This is a genomic window from Streptomyces typhae (genome assembly GCF_009755605.1).
Classification (GTDB): domain Bacteria; phylum Actinomycetota; class Actinomycetes; order Streptomycetales; family Streptomycetaceae; genus Streptomyces; species Streptomyces typhae.
The window spans coordinates 78,796-90,752 of sequence record NZ_WPNZ01000004.1; the positions used below are offsets into that span (position 1 = coordinate 78,796).

The following is an 11,957-nucleotide window of genomic DNA, read 5'->3' on the forward strand; positions in this document are numbered from 1 at the left end:
TCTTGCTCAGTCGTACTAGGTCGTACTCGAAGGCCCGCGGACTTCACCGCACGTGGCCGGACGCGTCCAGCCAGGAGCGCACGGCGAGCGCCGTCGACGCGGAGTGGTCCTCCATGATCGTGAAGTGGTTGCCGGGGACGTCGGCCGACTCGTGCGGGAACGGCCACGTGGGCTGCCAGTCGTCCTCGGTCTCAAGGGCCTGTGACTCTCCCGGCGGGAACGTGGCGTGCACGTACAGCGTCGGTGTCCGGACGGGGTCGGGCTCCCAGTCGCCGAACGCGCGCGCGTAGCCGCCCTGCCCGGTGAGCTGCGCCCCCGTCATCAGCTCGAACGCCTTGCTGTTCGACAGGCGTTCCCGCAGCGCCGCCTCCAGACGTGTCTCGAAGGAGTTCGTCGCCGTGTAGGTGTCGAGGAGCACGGCGGCCGCCGGTGCCCTGCCCTCCTTCTCCAGGAACGCGGTGACGGCGTTCACCATCCATCCGCCCGACGAGTAGCCGAGGAGCACGAACGGCCCCTCGCCCGCCTGCCGCAGGACGGCCTCGGCCTGGTAGCGGACGACCGCCTCCCGGGACGCGGGCAGCGCCTCCCCCGGTGCGAAACCGGGGTGGGGCAGCACGGTCACGTCGCGTTCACCGGCGAACACCGGGGCGAACCGGGCGAAGTAGTGCGGCCCCGATGGCGCCATCGACGGGGCGAAGCACAGCAGCGGGACACCGGGGCCCGTCGCCAGGGTGACCGGCGGCAGCGCGGGCATCTCGTCCGGTGTCTCGAACACCGGTCGCACCCGGGAGGCCGCCATCACCATCTGCCAGCCCTCCTCGTACAGGCCGAGGTCGCAGGACTGCCGGAACATACCGGCGAAGGTGTCCTCGACCGCGAGCGCGGCGGGCTCGGCGGTCACGCCCCCGGCCCCCGCGCCGGTCTCCACGGCGAGTTCGCGCCGCAGGTACGCGGCGAGCGCCGGCCCCGTCGGCTGGTCGAACACGACGGTGGCGGGCAGCCGGAGCCCGGTGGCGCCGGCGAGCCGGTTGCGCAGTTCGAGGGCGGTCAGGGAGTCGAGGCCGAGCTGGGTCAGGACACCGGTGACGTCGAGTTCGTCCGGCGCCCAGCCGAGGACGAGCGCCGTCTGGTCCCGTACGAGCAGCAGCAGTTCGCGCTCCTGCTCCTCCTCGGTCAGCCCGGCCAGGCGCCGCGCCACCGGTTCCTCGCCCGCCGCGGCGGCCACCGTGGTGCGGGGGCGCACCAGGCCGCGCAGCAGCGCGGGCACCTCCTCGGGCCTGCCGCGCAGGGCGCCGACGTCGAGGCGCATCGGCACCACGACCGCGTCGCCCGCCGCGTACCCGAGGTCGAACAGGTCGAGGCCCTCTTCCTCGGTCAGGCCGTGGACGCCGGAGCGGGACATCCGCGCCACGTCGGTGTCCGCGAGGCCGTCGGTCATCTCGCCGGCCGTCTCCCACAGGCCCCAGGCGAGCGACGCGGCGGGCAGACCGGACGCCCTGCGGTGCTGGGCCAGCGCGTCGAGGAAGGCGTTGGCCGCCGCGTAGTTGCCCTGTCCCGGGCCGCCGAGGATGCCCGACACCGACGAGAACAGCACGAACGCGGACAGGTCCAGGTCGCGGGTCAGCTCGTGCAGGTGCCAGGCCGCGTCGACCTTCGGCCGGAACACGGTGTCGACGCGCTCCGGCGTCAGCGAGCCGATGGTGCCGTCGTCCAGGACGCCCGCCGAGTGCACCACGCCCGTCAGCGGGTGGTCCAGGGGCACCGCGGCGAGGAGTTCCGCGAGGGCGTCGGGGTCGGTGACGTCGCAGGCGGCGAGGGTGACCTCGGCGCCGAGGCCGGTGAGGGCCGCGCGGAGGTCCTCGGCGCCGGGCGCGGCGGCGCCCCTGCGGCTGGCGAGGACGAGGTGCCGGACGCCGTGCCCGGTCACCAGGTGCCGGGCGACGAGGGCGCCGAGCGTGCCGGTGGCGCCGGTCACGAGGACGGTGCCGCCGGGCACGAACCCGGCCGGGGCCGTCGACTCGCTCGGGGTGTCCCCGCGGGCGGGGGCGGCCGGTTCGGACGGCCGGGGCCGGGCGAGGCGCGGCACCAGGGCGTCGCCCGCGCGCACGGCCAGCTGCGGCTCGGCGGTGGCGAGGACGCCGGGCAGCGCCGCGAGGGACGCGTCGTGCGCGTCCACGTCGAGGAGCGTGAACCGGTCGGGGTTCTCGGACTGCGCGGACCGGATCAGGCCCCACACCGCGGCCGCCGCGAGGTCGGGCACGTCCTCGTCGGGTCCCGTCGCGACGGCCCCGCGGGTCACGAGGACGAGGCGCGAGTCGAGGAACCGGTCGTCGGCCAGCCATTCCTGGGCGAGGCGCAGGGCGCGCAGGGCGGCGGTCCTGGCGGCGGCGACCGGGTCGCAGCCGTCGGCGACGACCGGGACGAGGACGAGGTCGGGAATGCCGGTGCCGGTGCCCGTGCCGGTCCCGTTTCCGGTGCCGTTGCCGGTTCGGGTTCCGGTTCCGTTGCCCTTGCCGGTCCCGGTGCTGGTGCCGTTTCCGGTGCCGGTGCCGGTGCCGGTGCCGGTGCCGGTGCCGTTTCCGGTGCCGGTGCCGGTGCCGGTGCCGGTGCCGTTTCCGGTGCCGGTGCCGGTCCCGGTCCCGGTGCCGGTCCCGGTTCGGGTCCCGGTGCCGGTCCCGGTTCGGGTCCCGGTGCCGGTCCCGGCTGCGGCTCCGCCTTCGGCTCGGGCTGCGGCGAGCGCCGCGAGGTCCTCGTGCTCCTCGACGGCGACACCGGTCGCGGCGATGCCCGCGCCGATCTTCAGATCGTCGGGGCCGACGACCGCGCACCCGCGGGCGGGAGCGGGGGTGGCCGCACGGGTCGGTGCGGCCACCCACTCCAGCCGGTACATGGCGTCGCGGTGGCGCGCACCCCACTGTTCCGCGGCGATCGGCCGCAGGACGAGGGATGCGACCGTCGCCAGGGGGTGCCCCTGGGCGTCGGTCAGTTCGAGGGAGACGGCTTCGGGTCCTGCCGGAGCGATCCGGACCCGTGCCGCGGTCGCGCCGGTCGCGTGCCACCGGACGCCGCTCCAGGAGAACGGCAGCCGGGGGCGACCGGCGTCCTCGACGAGGCCGCCGAGCATGCAGGCGTGCAGCGCCGCGTCGAGCAGCGCCGGGTGCAGCCCGAACGATGTGGCGTCCCGGTGCTGCTCCTCGTCGAGGGCGATCTCGGCGTACACGGCGTCATCGCCGCGCCACGCCGCGCGCAGCCCCTGGAAGGCGGGCCCGTAGCCGAACCCGGCCCCTTCCAGGCTGTCGTAGAGGCCGTCGACGTCGACGGGCTCGGCGCCGGCCGGCGGCCAGTCGGTGCCCGTGTCCGGGCGGCCGGGGGCCGCGGTGGTGAGGAAGCCCGAGGCGTGCCGGGTCCAGTCGGTGCCCGTGCCCTGCTCGTCCGGGCAGGAGTCGACGCTCAGGGCCCGGCGGCCGGAGCCGTCGTCGCCGCCGACGGTGACGCGCAGTCGCACCCCGCCGCGTTCGGGCAGCACCAGCGGCGCGCCGAGGGTCAGTTCGTCCACCTCGTCCAGGCCGAGCCTGCCGCCCGCGGCGAGCGCGAGTTCGGCGAAGGCCGTGCCGGGCAGGAGGGTGACCGGTCCGACGGCGTGGTCGGCGAGCCACGGGTGGGTGTCGACGCCGAGCCTGCCGGTGCACACGAGGCCCTGCCCGTCGGCGAGGTCCACGGCGGCGCCGAGCAGCGGGTGGTCCGCGCCCGCGAGGCCGAGGCCGCCCGCGGCCTCGTCGAGGCTCAGGTCACGGGGGGCGTCCAGCCAGTAGCGCTTGCGCTGGAACGCGTACGTGGGGAGCTCGACCGGGCGACCGCCGGGGAGCAGGCCCCTCCAGTCCACCCGGACGCCCCGCACGTGCAGTCCCGCCAGGGCGGAGGTCAGGGCCGTCCGTTCCGGGCGGTCGTTGCGCAGTACGGGGACGAAGCCCGCGTCCGGCGCGGACTCCTGCCCGAGCGCGGACAGCGTCCCACCCGGGCCGACCTCCACGAACGTGACGACCCCGTCGGCCACCAGGGTGCGCACGGCGTCGGCGAACCGCACCGGCTCGCGCACGTGCCGCACCCAGTACTCCGGCGAGGACAGCTCCTCGGCGGTGGCCCGCGCGCCGGTCAGCGTCGACACGATCGGGATCGACGGAGCCGCGTACGAGACCCCTTCGAGGACCTGCCGGAAGCCGTCCAGCATCGGCTCCATCAGCGGCGAGTGGAACGCATGGCTGACCTTGAGTCGGGACACCTTCCGGCCCGCCTCGCGCCACCGCTCCGCGACCGCCTCCGCGTCGGCTGCGGCACCCGAGATCACCACCGAGTCCGGACCGTTGACCGCCGCGATGCCGACGGTCTCGGGCAGCTCGGCCGCCACCTCGTCCTCGGTCGCCCGGATCGCGATCATCGCGCCGCCCTCGGGCAGCGCCTGCATCAGACCGGCCCGCGCCGACACCACCTCGACGGCGTCGGCGAGGGACCACACACCGGCGACGTGCGCCGCGGCCAGCTCGCCGATCGAGTGGCCCGCGAGGGCGTCCGGCCGCACACCCCACGACTGGAGCAGGCGGAAGAGGGCCACCTCGACGGCGAACAGGGCGGGCTGGGTGACACCGGTCTCGTTCAGGGCGTCGGCGTCCTCGCCGAACAGCACCTCCCGCACCCGCGGCTCGAACGCGTCCAGTACGGCGTCGAGCGCCTCGGCGAACACCGGGAAGCGTGCCGCCAGTTCACGGCCCATGCCGAGCCGCTGCGAGCCCTGGCCCGAGAACAGGAAGGCCGCACCGCCCACGGCCACGGAGTCCGTGACCAGGCCCGGGTACGGCCGCCCCTCGGCCAGGGCGGCGAGCCCGGCCAGGAGCGCCTCGCGGTCGTCGCCGATGACGACGGCCCGGTGCCCGAAGGCCGCGCGCGTCGTCGCCAGCGCGTGGCCGACGTCCACGGTCCCGGCCTCCGGCGCACCCGCGACGTGCGCACGCAACCGGGACGCCTGGTCCCGGAGCGCCTGGGCACTCCTGCCCGAGAGCACCCACGGCACGGGCCCGTCGGGGGCGGACGGCACGGCGGGAGCGGCCCGTTCGGTGACCGGGGCCGCCGCGACCTCCAGGGACCCCGCGGCCTCCGCTGCCTCCAAGGACCCCACGGTCTCCGCTGCTGCCGGGGCCTCGGCCTCCGCTGCTGCCGGGGCCTCGGCCTCCGCTGCTTCTGGGGCTTCCTCGATGACCGTGTGCGCGTTCGTGCCGCTCACGCCGAACGACGACACGCCCGCCCGCCGGGGCCGGCCCGGCGCCGTCCACGGCCGGGTCTCCGTCAGGACGTCGACGGCGCCCGCGGACCAGTCGACGTGCGGGGAGCGCTCGCCGACGTGCAGGGTCTTCGGCAGCACACCGTGCCGCAGTGCCATGACCATCTTGATGATGCCGCCGACACCGGCCGCGGCCTGCGTGTGGCCGACGTTCGACTTCAGCGACCCGAGCCACAGGGGCTCTCCGGTGCGGTCCTGCCCGTACGTGGCGAGGAGCGCCTGCGCCTCGATGGGGTCGCCGAGGGTGGTGCCCGTGCCGTGCGCCTCGACCGCGTCCACGTCGGCCGGTTCGAGGCCGCCGCTCGCGAGGGCCTGGCGGATCACGCGCTGCTGGGAGGGGCCGTTCGGCGCGGTGAGGCCGTTGGACGCGCCGTCCTGGTTGACGGCGGAGCCCCGTACGAGGGCGAGGACCCGGTGGCCGTTGCGGCGCGCCTCCGACAGCCGTTCGAGGACGAGCATGCCGACGCCCTCGCCCCAGCCGGTCCCGTCCGCGTCGGCGGAGAACGCCTTGCAGCGGCCGTCCGGGGCGAGGCCCCGCTGACGGCTGAACTCCACGAAGGCGCCGGGACTCGACATCACCGTCACGCCGCCCGCGAGCGCCAGCGAGCACTCGCCGGAGCGCAGCGCCTGCGCCGCCAGGTGCACGGCCACGAGCGACGACGAGCACGCCGTGTCCACGGTCACCGCGGGTCCTTCGAGCCCGAACACGTACGACACGCGGCCGGAGGCGACACTGCCCGAGCTGCCGAAGCCGAGCTGTCCCTCGAATCCGTCCGGGGCGCGCCGGAGCCGGGAGGCGTAGTCGTTGTACATCACGCCCGCGAACACACCGGTCGCGCTGCCCCGTACCGAGTCCGGGTCGATCCCGGCCCGTTCGAGGGCCTCCCACGACGTTTCGAGGAGCAGCCGCTGCTGCGGGTCGACGGCCAGGGCCTCGCGCGGCGACATGCCGAAGAACGCCGGGTCGAACTCGGCGGCGTCGTAGAGGAATCCGCCCCTGCGGACGCTGCTGGTGCCGGTGCGGGCGGGGTCCGGGTCGTAGAGCGCGTCCACGTTCCAGCCCCGGTCGTCCGGGAAGTCGGACACCGCGTCCCGGCCCTCGGCGACGAGGCGCCACAGGTCCTCGGGCGAGCGCACGCCGCCGGGGTAGCGGCAGCTCATGCCGACGATCGCGATCGGCTCGTCGTCGACGGCGGCCGTGCGGACGGCCGCCGCCGGCGTCTCGTCGGCGCCGAGCAGGGTGGCGCGCAGATGTCCCGCGAGCGCCAGGGGTGTCGGGTAGTCGAAGACGAGGGTGGCGGGCAGGCGAAGGCCGGTGGCCGTGTCGAGGCCGTTGCGCAGTTCGACCGCGGTGAGCGAGTCGAAGCCGAGTTCGTCGAAGGCCCGCTCGGGCTCCACGGCCGCCGGGGAGGCGTGGCCGAGTACGGCGGCGACGCAGGTGCGGACGAGGTCGAGCAGCGCGGGGAGTCGCTCGTCCGACGGCAGCGCCGCGATCCGGGCGGCCAGGCCGCCGTCGGGGCGCGTCGCCTTCGCGGCGCCGGGGCGGCCGGGGCGCACCAGGGCGCGCAGCAGCGGCGGGACCGTGTCGGGGCGCGCCCGCAGCGGCGCCAGGTCGAGGCGCATGGGCACGGCCACGGCCGACGGCAGGGCGACGGCGGCGTCGAAGAGGCGCAGCCCCTCCTCGGCGGAGAGGCCCGCGGCACCGGTCCCGGCCATGCGGGCGCCCATGCCGTCCTCGCCGTCCCACAGGCCCCAGGCGAGCGACGTGCCGGGCAGACCGGACGCCCGGCGGTGCTCGGCCAACGCGTCCAGGAAGGCGTTGGCGGCGGCGTAGTTGGCCTGGCCGGGGTTGCCGAACGTACCGGCGGCGGAGGAGAACAGGACGAACGCGGACAGGTCCAGGTCGCGGGTCAGCTCGTGCAGGTGCCGGGCCGCGTCGGCCTTCGGCCGGAACACCGTGTCGACACGCTCCGGTGTCAGCGACTCCAGCACGCCGTCGTCGAGGACGCCCGCCGCGTGCACGACGGCCGTCACGGGGTGCTCGGCGAGCAGGGCCGCCACGGCCTCCCGGTCGGCGACGTCGCAGGCGACGTCGGCGACCTCGGCGCCCAGGCCGGTCAACTCCTCCTTCAGCGCGCCGAGTCGGTTGCTGCGGCTCGCGAGGACCAGTCGGCGTACGCCGTGCCGCAGCACCAGGTGCCGGGCGACGAGCCCGCCGAGCGTGCCGCTCGCGCCGGTGACGAGGACCGCGCCCGTGCCGAAGTCCGTGTCCCTCGGCTCCTCGGGGCGTGCCCGTACCAGTCGCGGCGCGAGCAGGTCGCCGGAGCGCAGGGCGAGTTGGGGTTCGCCCGTCGCGGCGGCGGCGGGCAGCTCCCGCACGGAGGCCGCGAGCAGGTCGACGTCGGCGAGCAGGAACCGGTCCGGGTGCTCGGCCTGCGCGGCGCGCACCAGGCCCCACACCGGCGCGTTGGCCAGGTCGGGGACGCCGTCGTCGGCGGTGGCGGCCACCGCGCCGCTGGTGACGAACATCAGCCGGGAGGCGGCGAAGCGGCTGTCGGCGAGCCAGTCCTGGAGCAGCGCGAGGGCCCAGTGCGCCGCCTGCGCGGGGGTGTCGGCGGCGGGCACGGGAGCGATCACGAGGTCCGGTGCCCGGCCCTCCGGTGCCCGGCCGTCCGACGCCCGGTCCTCCGACGCCCGACCCTCCGGTGCCCGGCCGTCCGATGCCCGGTCTTGCGGTGCCCGGTCTTGCGGTGCCCGGTCCGCGCCGAGCGCCGCCAGGTCCGGGTAGGTGGTGACCTGCTCGAAGCTCTCCGCCTGGCCGAGTCCGTCTCCGAGGACCACCCAGTCGCCCGGGTCCGCGGCGGCGGGCGGCACGTGGGCCCAGTCCACCCGGAACAGCGAGTCGAGGCGGTCACCGCCGAGGCCGTCCGCCGTGAGGGGCCGCAGCGACAGTTCCTCTACCGAGGCCACGGGCGCGCCCGTGTCGTCGGTGAGGGCGATCGCGACGCCCGCGGCGCCCGGGGCCCCCGCCGGGGACAGCCGTCCGCGCAGCACCGACGCGCCGCTGCTGTGCAGGCGCACCCCGCGCCAGGAGTACGGCAGGTGCAGTCGCTCCGTGTCGGCGACGAAGCCGCCGAGGCCGATGGCGTGCAGCGCGGAGTCGAGGAGCGCGGGGTGCAGTCCGAAGGCGCCCGCGCTGTCCTGGTCGGGCAGTTCGACCTCCACGAACACCTCGTCGCCGCGCCGCCACGTCGTGCGCAGGCCGCGGAACGCGGGCCCGTAGCCGAGGCCGCCTGCGGCGAGGTCGTCGTAGCGGCCCTCGATGTCGACGCGCTCGGCGTCCGCGGGCGGCCAGGCCCCTCCGTCGGCGGCGGCGGGAACGGCCGCACCCGCCGGGGCCGCCGCGAGCGTGCCGGAGGCGTGCCGGGTCCACGGCAGGTCGTCGGCTGCGGCGTCGGGCGCGGTGTCGGACGCGTCGTCGATCCGCGAGTACACGGTGAGCGTCCGCCGCCCCGAGGCGTCCGGTGCCCCGGCGGACACCTGGAGCCTGACGGCGCCGTCCTCCGGCAGGACGAGGGGCGCCGCGAGGGTGAGCTCCTCGACGTGGTCGAGCCCGACCTGGTCGCCCGCCCTGATCGCCAGTTCCACCAGGGCGGCGCCGGGGACGAGGACCACGCCGCCGACGGTGTGGTCGGCGAGCCACGGGTGGGTGGTGAGGGAGAGCCTGCCGGTGAGCAGCGCCCCTTCCTCGTCGGCGAGGGTGACGGCGGCGCCGAGCAGCGGGTGGTCGGCGGACCGCAGGCCCACCGAGGTCACGTCGCCGAGGTGGGCGCCGACGTCCAGCCAGTACCTGGTGCGCTGGAAGGGGTAGGTGGGCAGGTCGGTGCGGCGGGCGCCGCGGCCCGCGAACACCGCCTCCCAGTCGAGGGCGACGCCCCGTACGTGCAGGGCCGCGACCGCCGAGGTGAGCGTGGTGCCCTCGGGCCTGCCCGCGCGCGTCCCGGCGACGAGGAGCGCGCCCTCGTCGGCGCAGTCGCGGCCCGCCGCCGTCAGGACCGCGTCGGGGCCGAGCTCCAGGAAGTTCGTGACGCCCTGTTCGCCGAGGCTCCGTACGCCGTCGAGGAACCGCACGGCCTGCCGGACGTGGCGCACCCAGTGCTCCGGGTCGCGTGCCTGCGCGGGCGTCAGGAGGGCCCCGGTCAGGGTGGAGACGATCGGGATCGCCGGGGTGTTGTAGGTGATCGTCCTCGCGACGGTCCGGAAGTCGTCGAGGACGGCGTCGACGTGCGGCGAGTGGAAGGCGTGGCTGACCCGCAGATACCGGGTCTTCCCGCCGCGCTCCCGCCAGGCGGCGTCGATTCCGGCGACGGCGTCCGCGTCGCCCGCGACGACCGTGGACTCGGGCCCGTTGACGGCCGCGACGTCGACGGTGCCGCCGTGCTCGGCGACCAGGTTCCGGACGGTCGCCTCGTCGGCGCGCAGCGACAGCATGGTGCCGCCCTCGGGCAGCGCGCCCATGAGCCGGCCGCGGGCGGCGACGAGCGTGCACGCGTCGGCGAGGGAGAACACGCCGGACACGTGGGCGGCGGCGAGTTCGCCGATGGAGTGGCCCGCGAGGAACTGCGGGGTGAGGCCCCACGCCGTGACGAGGCGGAACAGCGCCACCTCGATCGCGAACAGCGCGGGCTGGGTGTAGGTGGTGCGGTCGAGGAGGGCGGCGTCGTCGGTGAAGGGCTCGGCGAACAGCACGTCCCGCAGCGGCCGGTCCAGGTGCGGGTCGAGAGCGGCGCAGACCTCGTCGAGGGCCTGGGCGAACAGGGGGAACTCCGCGTACAGCTCGCGGCCCATGCCCACCCGCTGGCTGCCCTGGCCGCTGAAGAGGAACGCGAGCTTGCCGCGCGAGCCCACGGTGGAGCGCACCAGGTTCGGCGCGTCACCGCCGTCGGCGAGGGCCCGGAGGCCGGTCAGGAGTTCCGCGCGGTCCGCCCCGACGACGGCGGCCCGGTGTTCGAGCGCGGTCCTGCTGACGGCGAGCGAGTAGCCGACGTCCACCGGTGGGGTGTCCCTGCCGTCCAGGTGGGACAGGAGGGTGGCGGCGCGTGCGCGCAGGGCTGCGGGGTCGTTGCCGGAGAGGACCCACGGCACGGCATCGGCCGACACGGGGTCGACGGGGGCGGGCGCGGCGGGATCGTCGTCGGGGTCGGCGGCCGGGGCCTGTTCGAGGACGACGTGGGCGTTGGTGCCGCTGATGCCGAACGACGACACGGCCGTCCTGCGCGGCTGCCCCGTCGTCGGCCACGGGCGGCCCTCGGTGAGGAGTTCCACGGCGCCCGCCGACCAGTCGACGTGCCGGGAGCGCTCGCCGACGTGCAGGGTCGGCGGCAGCACGCCGTGCCGCATGGCCATGACCGACTTGATGACACCGGCGACACCGGCGGCGGCCTGGGTGTGACCGATGTTGGACTTGATCGAGCCGAGCCACAGCGGCCGGTCGGCGGGCCGGTCCTTGCCGTAGGTGGCGAGGAGGGCCTGGGCCTCGATGGGGTCGCCGAGGGTGGTGCCGGTGCCGTGCGCCTCGACCGCGTCGACCTGGGCGGCGGTCAGTCCGGCGCTGTCGAGGGCCTGGCGGATGACGCGCTGCTGGGAGGGGCCGTTGGGTGCGGTCAGGCCGTTGGAGGCGCCGTCCTGGTTGACGGCGGAGCCGCGGACGAGCCCCAGGACGGTGTGGCCGTTGCGGCGGGCGTCGGAGAGCCGCTCCAGGAGCAGCATGCCGGCGCCCTCGCCCCAACCGGTGCCGTCGGCGTCGTCGGAGAACGACTTGCACCGGCCGTCCGTGGCGAGGCCGCGCTGCTGGCTGAAGCCGATGAAGGTGTCCGGGGTCGCCATCACGGTGACTCCGCCCGCGAGGGCGAGCGTGCACTCGCCCGACCGCAGTGCCTGGGCCGCCAGGTGCAGGGTGACCAGGGAGGAGGAGCAGGCGGTGTCCACCGTGACGGCGGGCCCCTCCAGGGCGAACGTGTACGACACGCGGCCGGACGCGACGCTGCCGAAGTTGCCGGTGCCGAGGAAGCCCGCCACTTCCTCGGGCACCGACCGCAGCCGTGACGCGTAGTCGTGGTACATCACGCCGGTGAACACGCCCGTCCTGCTGCCGCGCAGCGAGGACGCGTCGATCCCGGCCCGCTCGAAGGCCTCCCAGGAGGTCTCGAGGAGCAGCCGCTGCTGCGGGTCCATCGCGAGGGCCTCGCGCGGGGATATCCCGAACACGCCGGGGTCGAACTCGGCGGCGTCGTGCAGGAATCCGCCCTCGGTCAGGAACGCGCGGTCGGGGTCTTCGGGGTCGGCCAGGGCGACATCGCCCCAGCCCCGGTCGGCGGGGTACGCCGTCACGCCGTCGCGGCCGTCCGCGACCAGCTCCCACAGGTCCTCGGGCGAGCGCACGTCGCCGGGGTAGCGGCAGCTCATGCCGATGATCGCGACGGGCTCCTGCTCGCCCTCCTCGACCTCTTGCAGCCGCCTGCGGGTGTCGCGCAGGTCTGCGGTGACCCGCTTGAGGAAGTACCGGAGCTTGTCCTCGTTGTCCATGCTGTCTTTACTCCAGGGAACGTCGAGCAAGTGGGCGGGC

Annotated in this window: 1 protein-coding gene; it reads right to left on the bottom strand. The window is 75.8% G+C overall.

The genetic code is table 11. The features are described from left to right. Positions 1–43: 43 nt before the first annotated feature. Positions 44–11,917, bottom strand: a complete 11,874-nt coding sequence (locus GPA10_RS09095) for a type I polyketide synthase (RefSeq protein WP_157165043.1) — start codon at positions 11,915–11,917, stop codon at positions 44–46. Positions 11,918–11,957 lie beyond the last annotated feature (40 nt).

Coding starts and splice junctions, on each gene's coding strand:
- GPA10_RS09095 (WP_157165043.1), bottom strand. CDS start 11,917: ATGGACAACGAGGACAAGCTCCGGTACTTCCTCAAGCGGGTCACCGCA.